21 protein-coding genes are annotated in these 20,584 nt (G+C 64.3%); 9 read left to right on the forward strand and 12 right to left on the reverse strand.

From position 1 onward, the window contains the following. Positions 1-19 precede the first annotated feature (19 nt). Positions 20-742 (reverse strand): YggS family pyridoxal phosphate-dependent enzyme, encoded by a 723-nt coding sequence (locus PI87_RS22930; protein WP_039600019.1) that lies wholly within the window; start codon positions 740-742, stop codon positions 20-22. A gap of 122 nt (positions 743-864) precedes the next feature. On the opposite strand from PI87_RS22930, the gene PI87_RS22935 reads away from it, so the two are divergent. The 9 genes from PI87_RS22935 to PI87_RS22975 all read left to right on the forward strand — a co-directional run bounded on the left by PI87_RS22935 (position 865) and on the right by PI87_RS22975 (position 10,329). Further along, positions 865-1,908, forward strand: a complete 1,044-nt coding sequence (locus PI87_RS22935; protein WP_039600020.1) for a type IV pilus twitching motility protein PilT — start codon at positions 865-867, stop codon at positions 1,906-1,908. A 60-nt stretch (positions 1,909-1,968) separates the two neighbouring features. Next, on the forward strand, positions 1,969-3,108 hold the full coding sequence (locus PI87_RS22940) for a PilT/PilU family type 4a pilus ATPase (protein WP_084210066.1): 1,140 nt from the start codon (positions 1,969-1,971) through the stop codon (positions 3,106-3,108). Between the two features lie 199 nt (positions 3,109-3,307). Next, positions 3,308-3,745, forward strand: coding sequence for a type IV pilin protein (locus tag PI87_RS22945; RefSeq protein ID WP_039600154.1), 438 nt, complete (start codon positions 3,308-3,310; stop codon positions 3,743-3,745). Between the two features lie 2 nt (positions 3,746-3,747). Further along, positions 3,748-4,224 (forward strand): GspH/FimT family pseudopilin, encoded by a 477-nt coding sequence (locus tag PI87_RS22950; protein ID WP_039600021.1) that lies wholly within the window; start codon positions 3,748-3,750, stop codon positions 4,222-4,224. Continuing rightward, positions 4,221-4,817 carry a type IV pilus modification protein PilV gene (pilV, locus tag PI87_RS22955; RefSeq protein WP_039600022.1) on the forward strand — a complete coding sequence of 199 codons (597 nt, stop codon included), beginning with the start codon at positions 4,221-4,223 and terminating at the stop codon, positions 4,815-4,817. The genes PI87_RS22950 and pilV overlap by 4 nt, the downstream gene beginning before the upstream one ends. Then, complete coding sequence (locus tag PI87_RS22960) at positions 4,814-5,857, forward strand: PilW family protein (RefSeq protein WP_039600023.1); 1,044 nt, start codon at positions 4,814-4,816, stop codon at positions 5,855-5,857. Before pilV ends, PI87_RS22960 begins: the two co-directional genes overlap by 4 nt. 3 nt (positions 5,858-5,860) lie before the next feature. Next, a complete protein-coding gene (locus PI87_RS22965; protein WP_039600024.1) occupies positions 5,861-6,442 on the forward strand; it encodes a pilus assembly PilX N-terminal domain-containing protein in 582 nt (193 codons plus the stop codon). A 31-nt stretch (positions 6,443-6,473) separates the two neighbouring features. Next, a complete protein-coding gene (locus PI87_RS22970) occupies positions 6,474-9,725 on the forward strand; it encodes a pilus assembly protein (protein ID WP_039600025.1) in 3,252 nt (1,083 codons plus the stop codon). Positions 9,726-9,822: 97 nt separating this feature from the next. Next, positions 9,823-10,329, forward strand: a complete 507-nt coding sequence (locus tag PI87_RS22975; RefSeq protein ID WP_039600026.1) for a glutathione peroxidase — start codon at positions 9,823-9,825, stop codon at positions 10,327-10,329. A 14-nt stretch (positions 10,330-10,343) separates the two neighbouring features. Here the strand turns inward: PI87_RS22975 and PI87_RS29465 are convergent, their stop codons facing one another. The 11 genes from PI87_RS29465 to PI87_RS23030 all read right to left on the reverse strand — a co-directional run bounded on the left by PI87_RS29465 (position 10,344) and on the right by PI87_RS23030 (position 20,576). Next, positions 10,344-11,450, reverse strand: coding sequence for a TPM domain-containing protein (locus tag PI87_RS29465; protein WP_052321699.1), 1,107 nt, complete (start codon positions 11,448-11,450; stop codon positions 10,344-10,346). A gap of 10 nt (positions 11,451-11,460) precedes the next feature. After that, positions 11,461-12,159, reverse strand: a complete 699-nt coding sequence (locus PI87_RS22985) for a helix-turn-helix transcriptional regulator (RefSeq protein WP_039600027.1) — start codon at positions 12,157-12,159, stop codon at positions 11,461-11,463. 41 nt (positions 12,160-12,200) lie between these two features. Beyond that, the gene (locus PI87_RS22990; protein WP_039600028.1) at positions 12,201-12,680 is read right to left on the reverse strand and encodes a cupin domain-containing protein; all 480 of its coding nucleotides are present in this window, start codon (positions 12,678-12,680) and stop codon (positions 12,201-12,203) included. 61 nt (positions 12,681-12,741) lie between these two features. Continuing rightward, positions 12,742-13,137, reverse strand: coding sequence for a VOC family protein (locus PI87_RS22995; protein WP_039600029.1), 396 nt, complete (start codon positions 13,135-13,137; stop codon positions 12,742-12,744). A gap of 169 nt (positions 13,138-13,306) precedes the next feature. After that, positions 13,307-14,038 carry an LrgB family protein gene (locus PI87_RS23000; RefSeq protein ID WP_039600030.1) on the reverse strand — a complete coding sequence of 244 codons (732 nt, stop codon included), beginning with the start codon at positions 14,036-14,038 and terminating at the stop codon, positions 13,307-13,309. Beyond that, the gene (locus PI87_RS23005) at positions 14,035-14,412 is read right to left on the reverse strand and encodes a CidA/LrgA family protein (RefSeq protein WP_039600031.1); all 378 of its coding nucleotides are present in this window, start codon (positions 14,410-14,412) and stop codon (positions 14,035-14,037) included. Before PI87_RS23005 ends, PI87_RS23000 begins: the two co-directional genes overlap by 4 nt. A gap of 52 nt (positions 14,413-14,464) precedes the next feature. Continuing rightward, entirely contained in the window at positions 14,465-15,709 is a 1,245-nt protein-coding gene (gene glcF / locus PI87_RS23010; RefSeq protein ID WP_039600032.1) for a glycolate oxidase subunit GlcF, read from the reverse strand. 12 nt (positions 15,710-15,721) lie between these two features. Then, on the reverse strand, positions 15,722-16,855 hold the full coding sequence (gene glcE / locus PI87_RS23015) for a glycolate oxidase subunit GlcE (protein WP_039600033.1): 1,134 nt from the start codon (positions 16,853-16,855) through the stop codon (positions 15,722-15,724). 21 nt (positions 16,856-16,876) lie between these two features. Continuing rightward, the gene (locus tag PI87_RS23020; RefSeq protein WP_052321700.1) at positions 16,877-17,815 is read right to left on the reverse strand and encodes an ion transporter; all 939 of its coding nucleotides are present in this window, start codon (positions 17,813-17,815) and stop codon (positions 16,877-16,879) included. A 16-nt stretch (positions 17,816-17,831) separates the two neighbouring features. Next, positions 17,832-19,325, reverse strand: coding sequence for an FAD-linked oxidase C-terminal domain-containing protein (locus tag PI87_RS23025; protein ID WP_039600034.1), 1,494 nt, complete (start codon positions 19,323-19,325; stop codon positions 17,832-17,834). 360 nt (positions 19,326-19,685) lie between these two features. Beyond that, complete coding sequence (locus PI87_RS23030) at positions 19,686-20,576, reverse strand: LysR substrate-binding domain-containing protein (protein ID WP_039600035.1); 891 nt, start codon at positions 20,574-20,576, stop codon at positions 19,686-19,688. Between the last annotated feature and the right edge of the window lie 8 nt (positions 20,577-20,584).

Consider the following 20,584-nt stretch of genomic DNA (forward strand, 5'->3'; position numbering starts at 1 on the left):
GATGAATAACAACGGGAAATCAGGCGGGCGCGTGCGCATACTGCCGCGCCCCGAAGATGGCGCTGCCGACGCGCACGATGGTGGCGCCTTCGGCAATCGCGTCTTCCAGATCGGCGGACATGCCCATCGACAGGGTATCGATGGCGATGCCGGCGTCTCTTAGCTGGTTGGCCAATGTGCTCAGGGCGGCAAAAGGCGCGCGCTGGGCCGCCGGGTCGTCGGTAGGCTCAGGCACGGCCATCAGGCCGCGCAACTGCAGGCGGGGCAGGGCCGTTACCGCGCGTGCCACGGCAAGGACTTCCTCGAAATCCGGCAGCAAGCCATGCTTGCTGGCCTGCCGGCTGATGTTGATCTCCAGGCAGACCTGTAAGGGGGGGAGGTGCTCAGGGCGCTGGGCCGACAGGCGCTCGGCAATCTTGAGTCGGTCGACGCTGTGCACCCAGTCGAAACGCTCGGCTACGGCGCGTGTCTTGTTGCTTTGCAGCGGCCCAATAAAGTGCCAGCCGATCGGGTCAGCGCCGGAGCGCAGATCGGCCAGTGCGTCGATTTTGGCGAGGCCTTCCTGCACGTAGTTTTCGCCGAAAAGGCGTTGCCCGGCGGCATACGCGGCACGCACGGCATCGGCGTCGAACGTCTTGGAAACGGCCAGCAATATGACACCCGCGGGATCGCGCGAAGCCAGTGTGCAGGCCGTTGTGATCCGTTGACGCACGGCTTGCAAGTTGGCGGCGATTACAGACATAATCCGGCGACGTTTGTTACAAATAAACAAGGCTCCGGCATGTTGTTGACAATGCCGGCAGCACCCGGGGAAGCGCCATTGCGACGCCTGGGCGACATAAAAAAGTCGGGGGTCATTATAAGATGGACATCGCGCAGCTTCTGGCGTTTTCCGCCAAGAACAAAGCGTCGGACTTGCACTTGTCGGCCGGCTTGCCGCCGATGATCCGGATCCACGGCGACATGCGCCGGATCAACGTGCCACCGCTCACGCACCAGGACGTGCACTCCATGGTGTACGACATCATGAGCGACGGGCAGCGCAAGGTCTACGAAGAAAACCTGGAAGTCGACTTCTCGTTTGAGATCCCGGGGCTGTCGCGTTTCCGGGTCAACGCGTTCAATCAGAACCGCGGCGCTTCGGCCGTGTTCCGGACGATTCCGTCCAAGGTGCTCACGCTGGATGACCTGAAGGCGCCGGCGGTGTTTGCCGACCTCGCCATGAAACCGCGCGGTCTCGTGCTGGTGACGGGCCCGACCGGCTCGGGCAAGTCGACCACGCTGGCGGCCATGGTGAACCACCGCAATGAAAACGACATGGGCCACATCCTCACGGTGGAGGACCCGATCGAATTCGTGCACGAATCCAAGAAGAGCCTGATCAACCAGCGCGAGCTGGGGCCCCATACGCACTCGTTCGCCAATGCACTGAAGTCGGCGCTGCGTGAAGATCCGGACGTGGTGCTGGTCGGCGAATTGCGTGACCTCGAAACCATCCGCCTAGCGCTCACCGCGGCGGAAACCGGCCACTTGGTGTTTGGCACGCTGCACACCAGTTCTGCAGCAAAGACCATTGACCGGGTCGTCGACGTGTTCCCGTCCGACGAGAAGGAGATGGTCCGAACCATGTTGTCCGAATCGCTTGAGGCGGTGATCTCGCAGACGCTGCTCAAGACGCGCGATGGTTCGGGCCGGATTGCGGCGCACGAGATCATGATCGCCACGCCGGCCATCCGCCACTTGATCCGCGAGAACAAGATCTCGCAGATGTACTCGATGATGCAGACCAGCAGCGGCATGGGCATGCAGACGCTCGACCAGTGCCTGTCGGAGCTCATCAAGCGCTCGGCGATCAACTACGCAGACGCACGCGCCATCGCCAAGAACCCGGACGCGTTCGCGAACTGATGCTGATGCGCTGACTGACACGTCAGCGCGCATTCCAATTCCTTTTAGGAGGGGCACGCCATGCTGGACCGCGAAGCCGCCACCAAATACATCCACGAACTCTTGCAGTTGATGGTGAACAGCCGTGGCTCGGACTTGTTCATCACCGCTGAATTCCCGCCGGCCATCAAGGTGGACGGCAAGGTCACGCCGATCTCGCAGCAGCCGCTGAGTGCGGTGCAGGCCATCGGTCTGGTCAAGTCGATCATGAACGAGAAGCAGTTGCGCGAGTACGAAGACAGCTCCGAGTGCAACTTCGCCATCACGGCGGCGGGCGCGGGGCGCTTCCGCGTGTCGGCGTTCATACAGCAGGGCCGCGCCGGCATGGTGCTGCGGACCATCAACACGAAGATTCCCTCGCTGGGCGAACTGGACCTGCCGCCGATCCTGAACGAGATCGTGATGAGCAAGCGCGGGCTGGTGATCGTGGTGGGTGCGACGGGCTCGGGCAAGTCGACCTCGCTGGCAGCCATGGTGGGGCATCGCAATGCGAATTCGTACGGCCACATCATCACGATTGAAGACCCGGTGGAATACGTGCACGCGCACCAGAACTGCGTGGTGACGCAGCGCGAGGTGGGCGTCGACACCGAGTCGTGGCACGTGGCGCTGAAGAACACGCTGCGCCAGGCGCCGGACGTGATCCTGATCGGCGAAATCCGGGATCGCGATACGATGGAGTACGCCATCCAGTACGCGGAAACCGGCCACCTGTGTCTGGCCACGTTGCACGCCAACAGCTCGAACCAGGCAATCGACCGGATCATCAACTTCTTCCCGGAAGAGAAGCGTCAGCAGCTGCTGATCGACTTGTCGCTGAACCTGCGCGCGATGATTGCGCAGCGCCTGTTACCGCGTCAGGGCAAGAAGGGGCGTGTGCCGGCGGTGGAGATCATGCTGGCGACACCGCTGGTGCAGGACCTCATCTTCAAGGGCGAGGTGCACGAGCTGAAAGAGGTGATGAAGAAATCCCGCGAGCAGGGGATGATTTCGTTCGACCAGGCGCTCTTCGAGTTGTACGAGGAAAACAAGATCACGTACGAGGACGCGCTGCGCAACGCTGACTCGCTCAACGACTTGCGCCTGCAGATCAAGCTGAACAGCAAGCGCGGCGGCCAGACTGACCTGTCGGCCGGTACCGAGCATCTGAACGTCGTGTGATGTCGCTCGACGGCTACACCATCTGAGGTATTTTGGGGCGCATAACGTTTGCGCCTGGCTACGCGTCACCCTAACTTCATTGTCTTTCCTTAATATTTGCTGAGAAGTGCCGTATAACCGGCCAGCACGCCTATCGATCCGCTTGACAGGCGTGTACTACAAGAAATAGCTGCTTCAGCAAATACGGGTGGGTGAACACGTGGCTAACAAGCCGATATGCCAGCGCGCGCAAGCGGCGCGAGGCTTTACGCTGATCGAGCTGATGATCACGGTGGCGATCGTTGCCATCCTGACGGTCATCGCTTATCCCTCGTACGTCCAGTACATCGTGCGCTCCAATCGCGCGGCCGCGGAATCCTTCATGCAGGAGGTTGCCGCGGCACAGGAGCGCTTCCTGCTCGACAACCGGGCCTATGCGCCCGATTTGACGACGCTGCAGTACGCCAGCAACGTGCCTGCCAACGTTGCGCCCAACTACACGTTCCTGCTGAGCGCCAGCAGCGTACCGCCTTCCTACCAACTGGTTGCCAAACCACAGGGTTCGCAGCAGACCAACGACACTGCCTGCGGTCAGTTGACGTTGACCAACACGGGTGCCAAGACGGCTTCCGGTAGCGGCTCTACTTGCTGGAAGTAGGCATGAAGACGATTCGCAAGCCGCTCTGCCAGGGGTTCACGCTGACTGAGTTGATGGTCGCGCTGGCCGTGCTGGCCATCCTCGTGGTCATTGCCGTGCCGTCCTTCTCGAACATGGTGGCGACGCAGGCCACGCGCAATGCGTCGTTCGATTTGTCCTCGGCCATGGCGATGGCGCGCAGCGAAGCGGTCAAGCAAAACGCCATCGCCACCGTGTCGACCACGAGCAATTGGGCGACGGGTTGGGTGCTGACCGTGAACGCCACGGTTGTTCGCACGTTTGGTCCGTACAGCGGCGTCACCATTACGTCCAGCAGCAGCAACCCCCTGTCATTGTCATTTGGCAATGACGGCCGGCCGACTGCGGGCACGAGCACATTCCAGGTCACACCCTCCGGGCAGGGACAGTCTGTCTCACCTGCTTGCGTGCAGGTGGGTGGAACTGGCCGGGTTGCCATCGTCTCGGGAGTTTGCTCATGAGTGCATCCACACGCCTGCACCGCGCGTGGCCGCGCAAGACTGGGCAGCGCGGCACGACCCTCATCGAAATTCTGATCTCGGTGGTGATCCTACTGGTGGCTCTGCTTGGCGCAGCAGGCATGATGGCGCGCTCCAGCCAGTCCGAGATGGAGTCCTATCAACGCGAACAGGCACTGACCCTGCTGCAGGACATGTCCGCACGGCTCAATGCCAATCGGCAGGTTGCCACCTGCTATGCGATTGCCGGTGCGACCACCACGGTAGGCAACGGCGGCATGTCGGCACCGGCTTGCTCGACCGGCAGCGCAGCCCAGCAAGCCACCGTCACGGCTGACCTTGCCGCCTGGAACACGGCGCTGCTCGGTAGCGCGGAGACGGCCGCCAGCGGCACGGTTGCACTTGGCGCCATGATCGGCGCACGCGGGTGCATCGAAGCCGTCGATACGGTCAACCAGATCTACCGTGTGACCGTGGCCTGGCAGGGCTTGGTGCAGACGGTGCCGTCGTCTTTGCCATGTGGCAGCGGCAGTTTCGGCAACGAGGCCTATCGTCGCGCCATCAGCACGCAGGTCCGGATCGGAGTGCTGTCATGAGGCCGCTGCACAAGCCGTTGCGCCGGCAGCGCGGGATCTCGCTGATCGAGTTGATGGTCGGGATGACACTCGGCCTGTTGCTGCTCACCGCGTTGGCCAGCTTGTATGCGTCGACCTCGCAGTCGCGCGTGCAACTGGGCAACAGTGCTACGCAGATCGAAAACGGCCGCTACGCCCTCGACGTCATCAGCCAGGAGATCGGGCTGGCCGGCTACCTGGGGGACTTGAACCTGCTGGGCACGTCCGCGATTTCCACCCCCGACGTGTGCAACGTGGCCACCACCGCGCTGGGCTTCACCAACAGTCCGGCGACGGTGCCGGTGGCGATCTACGGGTATGCACCCGGGACGAATCCGGCAACTTGCCTTCCCAATCTGTCGCCCAGCTCGGAGATCCTGGTGGTGCGACGCGTATCGAGCACCAAGGTCGCGTCGCCCAGCGCCATCACTGCGGGCCAAGCCTATTTGCAGGATTCGTTCTGCACCACGGACACGGCACCGTTTGTCTTCAGCGGCACCTCGACGGACTTCACCTTGAAGGACAAGACCTGCTCGAACCCGGCCGAACTGCGCCAGGTCAGCGTACGCGCCTTCTACATCGCCACGTGTGACCTCTGCAAGGGCAATGACAACGGTGTTCTCACGCTCAAGGTGGCGGAGCTGTCGGGGGGGGCGATGCAACCCCAATCGATCGCCGAGGGCATCCAGGACATGCATTTCTCCTACGGCGTGGATGTGGATGGCAATGGCTCGCCCGATTGCTACGTGGCCAACCCCGGCATCAATAACAGTGCCGCCTGCAACAACGTGGGTGGTTACAACTGGAACACTTCCGCCACGACCAACTGGAGCAACGTGACCGCCGTGCGCATCAACGTGCTCGCCAGCACGCTCAAGCCGGCGGCTGGTTGGACAGACAACCGCACCTATGACCTGGGGCGCGGCAGCAACGCGATGTCCGGTCCTTTCAATGACAGCTACAAACGGCACGTCTACGTAGAAGTTGCACGGGCGGCCAACGTGGCCGGCCCACGGGAGTAAGCCATGCGGCGTCTATTGGTTCGCCCGCCGGTACGTCGGCCAGCACGCCAGTCGGGCGTGACCCTGGTTGTCACGCTGATTTTCCTGGCCATCTTCATGGCCGTGGTCGTGATGATCATGAACTCGAGCGTCATCAACACGAAGATTGCCGCCAACCAGCAGTACAGCGTGGAAGCGCGCGGCGCGGCGCAGCAGGGCATCGAGCAGGTCATCAGCCAGGATTTCACGTCGAACCCGGTCGCCACCAGCGTGCCGGTGGACGTGAACGGCGACGGCAAGACGGATTACACGGCGCAGGTGGCAGCACCCGTGTGCATGGCAACCAAGCAGATTGCCGACACGCAACTGACGACGGACCCGGCCAACCCGAACTACACCTCGGATTCGTCCTGCTTTGGCGGCGTCAACAACAACTCCGACACCGGCATCCTGACGGCCAACGGTACGCCCGGCGGCATGTCGAACTGCAGCGCCACGCAATGGGACGTGTCTGCCAACGTCAACGACGCCAACGCAACGAACACCAACACCACTTTGCATCAAGGGGTTGCGGTACGGGTACTGACCGGTACCGCGTGTCCGTAAGCCTGACGGCACCTAGCCAGGAAGAATCGATATGCGCTCCATTGCCCGACGACTTGCACTGACCGCCACGGCAACCCTGGCGCTTGCACTGGTGGGCGCCCAGCCCGCGTGTGCAGAAGACATTGACCTTTACACGGGGCTGCAGCAGAACGCCGGCAAGCCGAATGTGGTCATCATCTTTGACGATGGTGCCAACTCGGATGCCAACGCCACGTTCACCTGCTCGGCGACCGGGCTGACGGTTGCCAACCCTTCCAAGAGCTCGGGGGCGGAGCAGTGCGCACTGTATGGCGCCGCGCAGTCGATCGCGAAAAACCCTTCGCTGCTGGCCAACGTCAATCTTGGACTGATGATGTTCGACCCGAAGAGTTCGGGCGGCCTGTTCACTTTCCCCAGTGCGAACCCAAAGTCTTCGCAGACGCTGCAGTTGATGGACAGCAATGGCGTCAACAGCTTTCTGTCCTACATACAGAACCAGTTTCCCAATGATCTGAACGGCAACAACGTGCAGCTTTCCGGCGCGATGCAGGAGGCTTGGGCGTTCTATGCGGGCTACAAGAATACCGGCGTGACGGGTCTATCGGGCACGCAGTACACGTCGCCCATCAGCAATCCGTGTCAGCGCAACTTCATCATCTACATCGGCAACGCGACCAACAGCGGTCACCCGGCGGAAAGCGACCCGAAGATGCTGGCCGCGCTGCAGGCCGCAGTGCCCACGCCCACGGCGGCACAAACCACGCAGATCAACATCAACAGCAAGTACGCGTCGAACTGGGGTGATGAGTGGGCGCGCTACATGTACCAGAGCGATCTGCAGGGCACCGCCAACACCGCCAATCCGCAGAACGTCATTACGTACTCGATCTCGGTTGCCGGGCTCGATAGCAAGGGCAACTACGCCAATCCTGACTACATCAATTTCGACAACAGCATGGCCACCAATGGTGGCGGCAAGTCCTACACGGTCAACCTTGGCGATGTGCAGGGCCTGCAGGATGCACTGCTGTCGATCCTCAACGAAATCCAGGCCGTCAACAGCGTGTTTGCCTCGGTCAGCTTGCCGGCCGCCGTGAATGCGCAGGGTCAGTTCCTGAACCAGGTGTACATCGGCATGTTCCGCCCGGACGCCACGGCCGCGCCGCGCTGGATGGGCAACCTCAAGCAGTATCAGGTTGGCTATGACGCCAACGGCAATCTCCAGTTGCTGGACTCGGTCGGCAAGGCAGCGCTCAGCAACGCGGGCACCGGTTTCATGTCGCCCAACGCCACCAGCTTCTGGACGGCCGATCCGCCGCTGTCATTCGGCTCCAGCGGCTATGGCAGTGCCGTTGCCAACTGGCCGAGCGGCGGTTTCTGGCAGAACAGCCCGTCCAGCAAGGGATGGGCGTTTGACTCGCCGGATGGTGAAGTGGTTGAGAAAGGCGGCGCGGGTGAAATGCTGCGTGTGCAGCTTCTGACCAGCCAGACCAGCCGCACCCTGCTGACCTGCAACGGCGCTGGCACATGCCCAACCGCCAAGGCCATGCCGACGTTCGACACGGCCAACACGTGGCTTGCCGGCAGTTCGGGCCTGAGCGCCATCAACTCCTACAACAGTACCAACGGCGCACCCACCATTGCGTCGAGCGAGCAGACCAACTTCATCAACTGGGTGCGCGGGCGTGATGTCTATGCGCTCGACGGCTCCACCGTAGCGGGGCAGGAAGCAGAGACCGGGCCGGGTTCGCCGGTGACGGTGCGCCCGTCGATCCATGGTGACGTGCTGCACTCGCGCCCCGTGGTGATCAACTACGGCGGTACCACCGGGATCGTGGTCTTTTACGGCGCCAACGATGGGGTGTTCCACGCCATCAACGGCAACCAGACGATGGGTGTCAACGGTGTGCGCCCAGGGGGCGAGCTGTGGGGTTTCATTCCACCGGAATTCATCGGTAAGCTGAGCCGGCTGTATGCCAACTCGCCGGAAGTGAAGCTGTCCACCACGCCCAGCGGCATCACGCCGACACCGACGCCGCGTGACGACTTCTTCGACGGCAGCACCACCGTCATGCAGGATCAGCGCACCCCGGCCAGCCCGCGCACGATCATCTACCTGACCGCACGGCGCGGTGGCAGTCTGCTCTATGCACTGGATGTGACGGACCCGGTCAATCCGCGCTACCTGTGGTCGCGCAGCAATACCGATATTCCGGAGCTCGGCCAGACCTGGTCCAAGCCGCGCCTGATGCGTGTGGCTGGTTATTCCAACCCGGTGTTGATCATGGGTGCCGGCTACGATGCGGCCTCCGAAGACAGCGACCCGGCACCCGGTACCGACACGATGGGCCGCGGCATCGTCGTGCTCGACGCCTACACCGGCGTGCCGGTGTGGAGCGCGCTGGCCAACTGCAATGGCGTGGCCGGCGTGTGCGTAAAGAACACCAGCCTGACGCGTTCGATTGCTTCGGATGTGACCACGGTCGACCGCACCGGCAGCGGTTATATCCAGATGGCTTACGTGGGCGATGTGGGCGGCAACATCTGGCGCGTGGACTTCCAGTCCGCCTCCGGCAACGCCCCGGCCAACTGGGCACTGACGCTGTTCGCCACGCTGGGCGGTGCGGCCAACACCAACAACGCGCGCAAGTTCTTCTACGCGCCCGATGTGGTGCCCACCTCCGGATTCAACGCCGTCATGGCCGGCACTGGCGACCGCGAGCATCCGCTGTATTCCGCGTCGACCACGCCGGGCACGGCCTATAACGTGGTCAACCGCTTCTACATGCTTAAGGACCCGAACCTCGGGCCCATGCCGACAGGCTGGGTGCCGTTGACCGAGGCCAACCTGACCGATGCCACCTCGGTGGCCTACAGCGGTTCGGGTTCGGGCTTCTTCGTCACGCTGCCCAATGCGGGTGAGAAGGTCGTGAACGCGCCGCTCACGGTGGCCGGCTACACCACCTTCGGCACCAACACGCCGGCCGTGCCTTCGGCGGGCGCGTGCTACCCGAACCTGGGCATCGCCCGCACGTACTCGGTCAGCTTCCTGACCGGCACTGGCCAGAACCCCAACCGCTCTGTCGTGCTCGATGGCGGTGGCTTCCCACCGTCGTCCGTGTATGGCGTGGTGCTGGTGAACAACGGCAGTGGTGGTACGACGCCGGTGCCAGTGTGCTTTGGCTGCGGCAACCAGACGGGCACGGGCGGCGGCGGTTCCGCACTGGCGCCGGTCAAGGTCACACCCACCGGGCTGGGTAAGCGCAAGCGCACCTTCTGGTACTCCGAGACTGACAAGCACTGAGCGATAAGCATCCTTGACTCCAGACGGCCCGCCAAGCGCGGGCCGCTACAATTCTTGTCAGGTGCGGAACATTTCCGCAGACATCCGGAGGGTGATCATGAGTGACGTCTACGCGTTCGAAGCGGATTCGCTGGCAGGGCAGCGCGTGCTGCTTTCGCAATATCGCGGCAAGGTGCTGCTGATCGTGAACACGGCAAGCAATTGCGGTTTCACGCCGCAATACGCGGGGCTGGAGGCTGTCTACAAGCGACTGAACGAAAAGGGCCTGGAGGTGCTTGGCTTCCCCTGCAACCAGTTCGGCAAGCAGGAGCCGGGCGGCGCAGAAGAGATCGGCGCGTTCTGCGAGAAGAACTACGGTGTGTCGTTCCCGATGTTCAGCAAGATCGACGTGAACGGGGCGAACGCGCATCCGCTCTACAAATGGCTGACCTCGGAAAAACCGGGCGTGCTCGGCATCGAGGCCATCAAGTGGAACTTCACCAAGTTTCTGCTGCGTCGCGATGGCACGGTCTACAAGCGCTATGCGCCGCTGACCAAGCCGGAAGAAATCCTCGGTGATATCGAGGCGTTGCTGGCGGAGCCGGATCCGTTGCCGGCGGCTTGAGGCCAGCGCAAGCCCTACCAACTATCCGACGAGCCACCACCACCACTGGAGCCACCGTCGCCGGAAAAGCTGCTGTCGCTCGACACGCTGGAACTGGAGCTGCCGCTGTCGATGGTCCAGGGCGCATAGTTGTCCGATGTGCTGGAGCGATCCTGCTCGCGGACTTGCTTGCGGCCTGGCTGGCGCGGTGGCCGGTGTGCAGCCTTGCGCGCTGCCTTTCGCTTGGCGCCCTTCGATAGCAGTGGGCTCGTGTTGGCCGGGGTGTCGGGCGGCATGCGGAACCACGTATGCCATACAGCCGCACTGATCGCGCCACTCGTCAGCACGACAACAGGCAGTGCGAATAGCCAACGGATCCATTCCGGCCCGTCGATCTTGGCCGCCAGCATTGCATTCATGATCGCAATGGCCGGCAGCAACCAGAGCCCGCGCGATGGCCGTGCCGCCAGCACGGGGCCACCCATCACGCCCATTAGTATTGCCATCAGCAGCGCGAATCCTTCGTACGGCAAATGTCCGGAGGATGCGGGGTTGCTCTGTGCCGGAGGGAGCGGGGCATCCGAGACGACGATGGGCGCTCCCGCCCCCGGAATCAACGCAATCAATGCATCGACCGCCCGGTCGATGCCACCGATGAAATCACCCTGGCGGAAAGCCGGCACCATGATGTCGCGGTTGATGCGGCTGGCCTTGAGGTCGGTGATCTGGCCTTCCAGCCCGTAGCCGACTTCGATGCGCATCTTGCGGTCCTGCCTGGCGATCACCAGCAGGACGCCATCGTCGACGCCGCGCCGGCCGAGCTTCCACGCATCGAACACGCGCACCGCAAAAGCTTCGACAGGTTCGGGTTGGGTGCTGTCGATGATCAGCACGGCGATCTGCGCGCCCGTGCGTTCCTGCAAGATGGCCAGTTTGCGTTCAAGCCGCACCGCGGACGTGCTGCTGAGCGTATCGGTCAGGTCGGTCACCTGCCGGGCAAGCGCGGGCACAGGCCGCAGTGTCTGTGCATGAGCTGGCGCTGCCGGTAGCAGTGCGGACAGGGTGCCCAGGAAGAGTGTCAGGAAGATCTGCCACAGGGCGGCATCGGCGCTGCGGGTGCGTGCGTTGAGCAATGCGTGCATCCGCGTCCCGTCAGTCCGACGACCCGCGCACCTTGCGCATGAAATCCGCCAGCGAGCGCTCGGCGGATTCGGCAAATTGCCGCTCCAGGATGTCGACCTTGACGCAGCGGTCCAGGCGGAAGGTGCGGTAGTCCTGGCGGTGTTCGCACCAGGCGGCCACCAGCCACACCTGCCCCCAGAAGAACAGTCCGAGCGGCTGGATGCACCGCTCGGTCAACTGGCCCTGCGCGTCACGGTAGGAGAGCCGCGCAACGGCATGGCGGCCCAGTGCGGAATGCAGCGTATCGAAGACCTGCTTGACCTCGCTGCCCATGCCGTAACCGGGGGCAAAGATGCGCGTGGTCTCGGCTTCGGAGCGGCGCTCGGCGGGCAGGGCGCCCATGAGTTTTTCCAGCGCGGCTTCAACCGAGCCGGCCATGGTGCCGCCGCTCCACGCCTTGATCATCCGCGCACCGGCCACCAGTGCTTCCACTTCATCCGCTGTGAACATGAGCGGGGCGAGGTCAAAGCCGGCACGCATGCGGTAGCCGATGCCGGCCTCGCCTTCGATCGGCACGCCCGAGACGGAGAGGTCGCGGATGTCGCGATACACCGTGCGCTCGGACACGCCAAGGCGGTCGGCCAGCATCGCCGCCGTGGTCAGGCGGCGGCCTCGCAGGATCTGGGCAATCTGGAAGAGACGGTCGGCGCGGCGGGTCATGCGCGGCATTGTAGTGGGCTTCGGCCCGGGTGCAATGCGGGCCATTTCCCCTACGCGCCGAAGGGCGTCAGCTCACGCTGCGGGTGGATATCGACGACGTCGACCTGCTCGCCACGGCGCAGCATGCGCTTGCCGAGCCGGGGGAAATCGGCAATCTCGATATTGAGATGCTCGCCGCCGCACAGGTAGAGCAGGTCGTCCTTGCCGCAGTTGCGCAGGTGGTGCGCAATGCCGACCGGGAAGGCCATGAAATCGCCTGCGCGGACGGTGAACATGCTGTCGGCAATCTCGGCCTGCGCCTCGCCCGAGAGGATGTAGATCCATTCCTCCTCACGCTGGTGCGAATGGTAGACGAACGATTCCTTGCCCGGCGGCACACGCGCGAAATTCACGCCGGTGCGCTTGAGCCCGAGCAGCCGGCCCATCATCGTGCCGTGGATTTCCGACAGGCTGTTCCAGGGGTGTGAAAACGACTGCGTGCGCGCAGCAATATCGGCGGCGCGCATGAGATACGGGGACTGACTCGGCATGGTGTTTTTCTCTGTCTCGTAGGGAAGGCCGGCACCCGTGCACCGGCCTTTGGGGGGGGCGTTACTGCTGTAGCAGGTACGCCTGCGTCTTCGCATCCGGCTCGTGCAAGCCGATCCGGTTGCCTTCGGTATCCAGGATGTGGGCGATGCGGCCCATGTTGTCAGGCAGCGTCATCGGGCCGAACACGCATTGGCCCTTGTTGCCATTCACACGCTCCAGCACGGCATCCAGATCAGGTGCGTTCAGGTAGACCACGCTGCCCTTGTCGGACGGTGCAAAGCCTTCGCCCTTGACCAGCGCGCCGTGGATGGTCGTCTCACCTGCCGGGAACACGCCCATGGTCAGGTCGCCCATGTCTTCCTGCTTGAGCTGGGTGTCGAAGACGTTCTCGTAAAACTTCACGGCGCGGGGGAAATCGTTCGCCGGGATTTCAAACCAGTTGATGACGCTTGCCATGATGTCGCTCCGGTAGGTGGCTCAGGCGGTTGGGGGTGCCGTTGCCGGTTAAGGTGGAGCGATTGTGGCGGGGGGCTCCTGACAGCGTTCTGTCAGGAGCATTCAGGAGGGGTGCGGAAGGTGTTGTAGATTGCCCAGGCAGTGAACGTTGGGCGGAGAGAAGGGGAATCTAACGCGGAATCCAGCCCGCCAGCAGCGGCACCAGCACCGCCGTCAGCACGCCATTCAAGCCCATGCCAAGCGCCGAGAACGCGCCCGCCTCCGGATTGACCTGGAACGCGCGCGCCGTACCGATGCCATGCGCCGCGATGCCGGTGGCAAAGCCGCGCACGCTGTACTCGCGGATGCGCAGCAGGTTCAGCAGCCGCGTGGTGGTGGTCGCGCCCACGATGCCGGTAATCAGCACCAGCACCGCCGTGATGGTTGGTGCGCCGCCGATCTTCTCCGAGATGCCCATGGCGATCGGGATCGTCACCGATTTCGGCGCCATGGAGCGCAGCGTCTCGGGCGATGCGCCCAGCAGCCACGCAATACCCACTGCTGACACCACCGCCACGACCGACCCCGCCAGCAGCCCGATCATCAGCGGGATCGCATGTCGGCGCAGCTTCGCCCATTGCTGGTAGAGTGGGACCGCCAGCGCCACCGTGGCCGGCCCCAGCAGGAAGTGCACGAACTGTGCGCCGTCGAAGTAGGTCTTGTACGGCGTGTGCGTCACTGTCAGGAGCGTGCCCAGGATGGCCACCGCAATCAGGAGCGGATTGACCATCGGGTTGAAGTGGCTGCGCTCATGGAGGCGCACGCCGATCAGGTACGCGATGAGCGTGGCGGTCAGGCCCAGCAGCGGGCTGGCGGACAGGTAGACCCAGAGTTGGTACAGGTTGGGCGCCATCGTGTTCATGGGGCAAGCTCCTCGTTGGCCTCGCCGTGGTCCCCCATGCGGCGCATCAGGGCGCGCGTGACGAGCGCGCCCGCGGCAATCGATAGCCATGTCGACACGACAGTCGCCACCACGATCGGCAGCCACTCCTGGCCGATGCGGCTCAGTTGCGTGATCACACCCACACCGGCCGGCACGAACAGGATGGTCAGGTGGCGCATCAGTTCGCTGACGGTGCCCTGCATGACTTCGAGCACGCGACCCTTGTCCACCAACAGGTAGATGACCAGCAGCACCATGCCGATCACCGGACCGGGCACCGGCAGGTGCAGCGAATACGTGAGCAGCTCTCCCACCGACTGGAACGTCAACAGGATCGCGAAGGTTTGCAGCATGGGGCCTCCGGGCAAAACGAAGCGGGCAGTATAGAACCGACGCGCCGACGCTTCAGGCCAGCATCCGGTCCACCAGTTCGATCCAGTGCTCGACCGGCGTGTCCGTGCCGCTCTGCAGATGCGTCACGCAGCCGATGTTGGCGGTGACGATGCGCTCCGGTTGCGTGGCCTGCAGCTTGCTCAGCTTGTCGTCGCGCAGCCGGTAGGCCAGCTCGGGTTGCAGCACCGAATACGTGCCCGCCGAGCCGCAGCACAGGTGGCTGTCGGCACAGAGCTTGACGTCCACGCCCAGCGAGCCGAGCAGCGTTTCCACCGCACCACGAATCTGCTGACCATGCTGCAGCGTGCAGGGCGGATGCCAGGCCACGCGCGGGCGCTGTGCTTCAGGTTTGGCTTTCTGCAACAGCTGATTGGAGAAGGCCGGCAGCACCTCGCACAGGTCGCGCGTCATGGCCGACACGCGCGCCGCACGCTCGGCATAGGCAGGGTCGTCACGCAGCAGGTGGCCGTAGTCCTTGACCATCGCACCGCAGCCGGAGGCCGTCATGACGATGGCTTCGGCACCGGCTTCGATATGTGGCCACCATGCGTCGATGTTGGCGCGTGCGTTGCCGAGGCCGCCCACGTGGTCGTTCATGTGATAGCGGATGGCGCCGCAGCAGCCGGCACGGTCTGCGCTGATGAGCTGCACGCCCAGCTTGTCGAACACGCGCGCCGTGGCCGCGTTGATGTTGGGCGACATGGCTGGTTGCACGCAGCCTTCGAGCAGCAACATCTTGCGCACGTGTGTGGCGATTGGCCGCACACCGGCACGCGGTTGTTTGGCCGGGACCTTGTTGCGCAGCACCGGCGGCAACAGTGGACGCACGGCCTGCCCAAGCTTGAGCGCGGGGCCGAACAGTGCGGGCCGCGTCAGGCCTTCACGCAGCACCCAGCGTACGGCGCGCTCGCCCAGGGGGCGCGACTCACCTTTCGCGTCGAGCTGGTCGTCGACGATCTTGCGGCCGATCTCCACCAAGCGTCCGTACGTCACGCCGGACGGGCAGGTCGATTCGCAGTTGCGGCAGGTCAGGCAGCGGTCCAGGTGCAGGCGGGTGGCCTGGCCTGCGGGCTGGCCTTCCAGCACCTGCTTCATCAGGTAGATGCGCCCGCGCGGGCCGTCCAGCTCGTCGCCGAGCAGTTGGTAGGTCGGGCAGGTGGCCGTGCAGAAGCCGCAATGCACGCACTTCTGCACGATGCTTTGGGCTTCTTCGCCATCGGGGGTGTTGCGCAGGAACGCCGCGAGCGTGATTTGCATGATGAGCGTGCGTTAGAAATCGGCGTAGAGACGGCCCGGGTTAAAGATGCCGTGCGGGTCGAAACTCTCTTTCAGGCGCTTGTGCACGGCCATCAACGGCGCAGCGACGGGTGTGAAGATGGTGCTGGCGCGATCGCCGTTGCGGAACAGTGTGGCGTGGCCGCCGGCCTTGCTCACGGCATCGCGGATGATCTCAGCGGGGGTGTTGGCGGTGTCGATCCACCAGCGCTGGCCGCCGCCCCATTCGACGAGCTGTTCGTCAGCCGATGCAGCCCCAAGCGCCAGCGGAGGCGTGGCCGGGGGCAGGGCAATGCGCCACAACGGCTGGTTGCCTTGCACCGCGCGAGCGAAGAACGCATGCAATTGCTCTCGCAGGTCGCGCCAGAACGTGGTGGCTTCGGCATCATCAACACGCTCGCCGCCGAGTTTGGTGATGGCGGCACGCACGGCGGCATCAGCGCCGCTCAGGCGCACCCACAGCGTGCCGTTCGTCCAAGCCGAGGCCGCAATCGGCAGCGGCTGGCCACCCCAGCGGTTGAGCGTGTCGATGGCTTCGGCTTGCGGCATGGCAAAGCGCAGCGTGGCATCGCAGAACGGCATCGGCAGCACCTTCAGCGACACCTGCACGACCAGGCCGAGCGTGCCGAGCGCACCCGCCATCAGGCGCGAGACGTCGTAGCCGGCCACGTTCTTCATCACCTGGCCGCCGAAGTTGAGCATGTCACCACGGCCATCCATCACCACCGCGCCGAGCACGAAATCGCGCAGCGCGCCCACCGACTGTCTGCGCGGGCCCGACAGGCCGGACGCAAACGCGCCGCCCACGGTGGCGAGCTTGCCGTCTGCAGCAAAGTGCGGCGGCTCGAACGCCAGCATCTGCTTGTGCTCGGCCAGTGCGGCTTCGATCTCGACGAGTGGGGTGCCGCTGCGTGCGGTGATGACGAGTTCTGCGCAGTCGTAGTCGACGATGCCGGACCACTCGCGCGTGTCGAGCACGGTGCCGTTCGGCACCGGTGCGCGGCCGTAGAAATCCTTCGTGCCGCCGCCGCGCAGGGTGAGCGGTGTGCGGCTGTCGGCAGCCTGCGCGATGGCACCGCGAAAGCGGGCGAGCACGGGCGAGAGGGCGGTGTCTGGCGTGGTTGGCATGTCAAACCTTCGGGGTGCAGCTCACGGGTGGTTCGCGGTCTCCGCGGTCTCCGCGGTTTCGTTCGGGATGGGCGGGAGCTTGGTCGCGCAGCGCTTGCAGAAGACGGCGTCGGTGTCGTGGCCTTCGGTGGCGCAGTGCGTGCACGTACGGGCCTTGGGCGCGTTCTGCCGCATGGTGTTCACCAGTTCCGCACCGATGATGCCGGTGGGGAACGCGATGATGCTGTAGCCGAGCAGGATGGTGAGCGAGGTGATGAACTGCCCGAGCGGCGTCTTCGGTACCAGATCACCGAAGCCCGTGGTGGTGAGCGTGACCACCGCCCAGTACATGCTGACCGGAATGCTGGTGAAGCCGTGCTGCGGCCCTTCCACCACGTACATCACCGTGCCCAGGATGATGGTGATGATGAACACCGTGCCCAGGAACACGAAGATCTTGTGCCGGGCGTTGACCAACGCGCGCAGCAGCACCTGCGCTTCTTCAAAGTAGATCGTGAGCTTGAGCACCCGGAACACGCGCAGCAAGCGCAGCAGGCGCACGTCGATCAGGTAAGCCATTTCCGGCGCAAACACCGCCAGCCACGTCGGCAGGATCGAGACGAAATCGATGACGCCGTAGAAGCTCAGCACATAGCGCCACGGCTTGCGCACCACCAGGATGCGCATGATGTACTCCGCGGTGAACAGCAGCGTGGCCAGCCATTCGACCACGGTGAAGAGCGTGCCGGCGCGCTCGTGCATGCTCGGCAGGCTGTCGAGCATCACCACCAGCACGCTGGCGAGAATGGCGATCAGCAGGGTCACGTCAAACTGGCGCCCCGCGCGGGTCTCGGCTTCGAAGATGATGACGTACCAGCGGCGGCGCCAACCGTCTTCTTCGGGTTTGCCGAGGTACTCGCCCAGGCGCGCGTTGTGGGCGTGCCACCGGTATCGGTTCGTGCGGGAGGGGTTCTGGCTCATGGGCGGCTAAGGAGGCTCAGAAGCGCGGCAGGTCCGGATGCGGCAGCAGGCCGTTGCGCACGTGCAGCTTGCCGTACTCAGCGCAGCGGGCGAGCGTAGGGATGGCCTTATCGGGGTTGAGCAAACGCACCGGGTCGAAGGCCGCCTTCACGCGCAGGAAGGCATCGCGCTCCTCGGTCGAGAATTGCACGCACATCGAGCTGAGCTTCTCGACGCCCACGCCATGCTCACCCGTCACCGTGCCGCCCAGTTCCACGCACGTTTCCAGGATGTCCGAGCCGAACAGTTCAGCGCGGTGCCATTCGTCCTGGTCTTCGCCGTTGAAGAGGATGAGCGGGTGCATGTTGCCGTCGCCCGCGTGGAACACGTTGATACAGCGCAGGGCGTACTTCTGCTCCATCTCCTGGATGCGCCGCAGCAGCGTGCCGATGTGCTTGCGGGGGATGGTGCCGTCCATGCAGTAGTAGTCGGGCGAGATGCGGCCCGCTGCGGGGAAGGCATTCTTGCGGCCGCTCCAGAACTTCAGGCGTTCGGCCTCGCTTTGCGAGACCTGGATGCGCGTGGCACCCGAGGCGCGCAGCACTTCGCTCATGCGGGCGATCTCTTCGGCCACCTCTTCGGGCGTGCCGTCGGATTCGCACAGCAGGATCGCAGCGGCGTTCAGGTCGTAACCGGCGCAGACGAACTCTTCCACCGCTGCGGTGGCGGGCTTGTCCATCATCTCCAGACCGGCGGGGATGATGCCCGCGGCAATCACGTCGGCCACGGCGTTGCCGCCGGCTTCTACGTTATCGAAGCTCGCCATGATCACCTGCGCCAACTGCGGTTTGGGGATCAAGCGCACGGTCACCTCGGTCACCACGGCCAGCATGCCTTCGGAGCCGATCACGGTGGAGAGCAGGTCCAGGCCCGGCGCGTCGGGCGCCTCGCTGCCGAACTCGACCACCTCGCCGTCCATCATCACGGCGCGCACGCGCAGCACGTTGTGCACGGTCAGGCCGTATTTGAGGCAGTGCACACCGCCCGAGTTTTCGTTCACGTTGCCGCCGATGGTGCAGGCGATCTGTGATGAGGGATCGGGCGCGTAATACAGCCCGTGCGGGTTGGCCGCCTCCGAGATGGCGAGGTTGCGTACGCCCGGCTGCACGACTGCCGTGCGCGTGTACGCATCAACCTTGATGATGCGTTTGAACTTGGCCAGCGACAGCACCAGCCCGCCCGGCGTGGGCATCGCACCGCCCGACAGGCTCGTCCCCGCACCGCGCGGCACCACGGGCACACCCATGCGGTGGCAGACGCGCAGGATCTCGATGACCTGCGCCTCAGTGTCCGGCAGCACTACGGCCAGCGGCACCTGCCGGTAGGCGGCCAAGCCGTCGCATTCATACGGGGTGGTGTCTTCGCGCTCCCAGAGCAGCGCGTCGTCGGGAACGATCTGCGACAGCGCGGCGGTCAACTCGGCCTGCAGGGCAGACTGGTCACGGGCGGTGGCGGGCAGCGGCGCATTCATGGGGTGTCTCGCATCGTTATCACCGGGCGCAGGGGCCGGGGTCGGAGGCACTATAGCCCGGCCGCCGCGCCGCGCGGCGTGTTAAGGACTTTTGCGGCGATGAATTTGGCTCGCGCAAACGGCCAATCGCGTTCATCGCGCTGCAGCAAAGGGTTGCGCTCGCGTGTCGAGACCCGGAAGGCGGCCGTACACGGGGTTCCAACCTTCACGATCGAGGCTTCGACGGCCGACGGTGAGGCTCAAACCTTCGCGTTCCACACTAAAAGTTTCGAATCTGAGCCTCAGCGTCGGCACTCAAGGTATCGAATCCGAGAGTTTGAACTCCGGCGGTAAGGGGCAGCCGCACAAGGCCCGGGCGATCTACCAATCCAGCCCAAGCAGCCAATCCACAAAATGCTGCGCCTCGGGCTTCATCGGCGCCTGCTCGCGCTGGACGATGTAATAAGCATGCGGCGACGTCGATTCGATGTCCAGCAACCGCACGATCTGCCCCGAGGCCAGCCAGTTGCGGGCCATGGCCTGCCGCACCAGCGCCACGCCCTGGTTGGAGGCCACCGCTTCGAGCATCAGGCCAATGTCGTTGAACAGCGATCCGGTGGACGGCTCCGGAGCATCCAGCCCGGCGGCCTCGAACCACGGGCGCCACGGCTCCAGCGGGCTGCGCAGTAGCGTCAGGTTCAGCAGTTGCGCGGCTTCGGTGATGGTGTTGCCGCTGATCTGCTCGAAGTAGGCGCGCCCGCACGCGGGGAACACCGGCTCGTTGAGCAGCAGCGTGGTCTTCAGGTCCGGATAGCGGCCGGTGCCGTAGCGGATCTCGACGTCCGTGTCCTCGGCCTTCACGTCGAGGAACGGAATGGACAGGTGCAGCTCAACGTCGATGTGCGGGTACAGCGCGTTGAACTCGGGAATGCGCGGCACCAGGTGCTGGCGCCCGAAGGTGGGCGGAATCGCCACGCGCAGCCGCGCGCGCTGCTTGCTGAATTCGGGCCGCGCCAGTTCGTGCAGGCTCTTGAGCGCGTCCTGCACGCTGCGCAGGTAGCGCGTGCCGGCAGCCGTGAGCCGCAGCGCCGTGCCGGTGCGCACGAACAGGTCTTCGCCCCACAGCTCTTCGAGGTTCTTGATGCGGTGGGATACCGCGCTCGGCGTGACCGACAGCTCTTCGGCCGCACGCGCGAAGCTCGCGTGGCGCGCCCCCGCCTCGAAGGCAATCAGCAGATGCAGCGGAGGAACGCGCTTGAAGACGGAAGCCATGCGGGTCG

It is taken from the genome of Ralstonia sp. A12, assembly GCF_000801955.1.
Taxonomy (GTDB): domain Bacteria; phylum Pseudomonadota; class Gammaproteobacteria; order Burkholderiales; family Burkholderiaceae; genus Ralstonia.

Bases quoted from the DNA above. Each gene is read 5' to 3' on its own strand.
- PI87_RS22930 (WP_039600019.1), bottom strand. From the start codon at position 742: ATGTCTGTAATCGCCGCCAACTTGCAAGCCGTGCGTCAACGGATCACA.
- PI87_RS22935 (WP_039600020.1), top strand. From the start codon at position 865: ATGGACATCGCGCAGCTTCTGGCGTTTTCCGCCAAGAACAAAGCGTCG.
- PI87_RS22940 (WP_084210066.1), top strand. From the start codon at position 1,969: ATGCTGGACCGCGAAGCCGCCACCAAATACATCCACGAACTCTTGCAG.
- PI87_RS22950 (WP_039600021.1), top strand. From the start codon at position 3,748: ATGAAGACGATTCGCAAGCCGCTCTGCCAGGGGTTCACGCTGACTGAG.
- pilV (WP_039600022.1), top strand. From the start codon at position 4,221: ATGAGTGCATCCACACGCCTGCACCGCGCGTGGCCGCGCAAGACTGGG.
- PI87_RS22960 (WP_039600023.1), top strand. From the start codon at position 4,814: ATGAGGCCGCTGCACAAGCCGTTGCGCCGGCAGCGCGGGATCTCGCTG.
- PI87_RS22965 (WP_039600024.1), top strand. From the start codon at position 5,861: ATGCGGCGTCTATTGGTTCGCCCGCCGGTACGTCGGCCAGCACGCCAG.
- PI87_RS22970 (WP_039600025.1), top strand. From the start codon at position 6,474: ATGCGCTCCATTGCCCGACGACTTGCACTGACCGCCACGGCAACCCTG.
- PI87_RS22975 (WP_039600026.1), top strand. From the start codon at position 9,823: ATGAGTGACGTCTACGCGTTCGAAGCGGATTCGCTGGCAGGGCAGCGC.
- PI87_RS29465 (WP_052321699.1), bottom strand. From the start codon at position 11,450: ATGCACGCATTGCTCAACGCACGCACCCGCAGCGCCGATGCCGCCCTG.
- PI87_RS22985 (WP_039600027.1), bottom strand. From the start codon at position 12,159: ATGCCGCGCATGACCCGCCGCGCCGACCGTCTCTTCCAGATTGCCCAG.
- PI87_RS22990 (WP_039600028.1), bottom strand. From the start codon at position 12,680: ATGCCGAGTCAGTCCCCGTATCTCATGCGCGCCGCCGATATTGCTGCG.
- PI87_RS22995 (WP_039600029.1), bottom strand. From the start codon at position 13,137: ATGGCAAGCGTCATCAACTGGTTTGAAATCCCGGCGAACGATTTCCCC.
- PI87_RS23000 (WP_039600030.1), bottom strand. From the start codon at position 14,038: ATGAACACGATGGCGCCCAACCTGTACCAACTCTGGGTCTACCTGTCC.
- PI87_RS23005 (WP_039600031.1), bottom strand. From the start codon at position 14,412: ATGCTGCAAACCTTCGCGATCCTGTTGACGTTCCAGTCGGTGGGAGAG.
- glcF (WP_039600032.1), bottom strand. From the start codon at position 15,709: ATGCAAATCACGCTCGCGGCGTTCCTGCGCAACACCCCCGATGGCGAA.
- glcE (WP_039600033.1), bottom strand. From the start codon at position 16,855: ATGCCAACCACGCCAGACACCGCCCTCTCGCCCGTGCTCGCCCGCTTT.
- PI87_RS23020 (WP_052321700.1), bottom strand. From the start codon at position 17,815: ATGAGCCAGAACCCCTCCCGCACGAACCGATACCGGTGGCACGCCCAC.
- PI87_RS23025 (WP_039600034.1), bottom strand. From the start codon at position 19,325: ATGAATGCGCCGCTGCCCGCCACCGCCCGTGACCAGTCTGCCCTGCAG.
- PI87_RS23030 (WP_039600035.1), bottom strand. From the start codon at position 20,576: ATGGCTTCCGTCTTCAAGCGCGTTCCTCCGCTGCATCTGCTGATTGCC.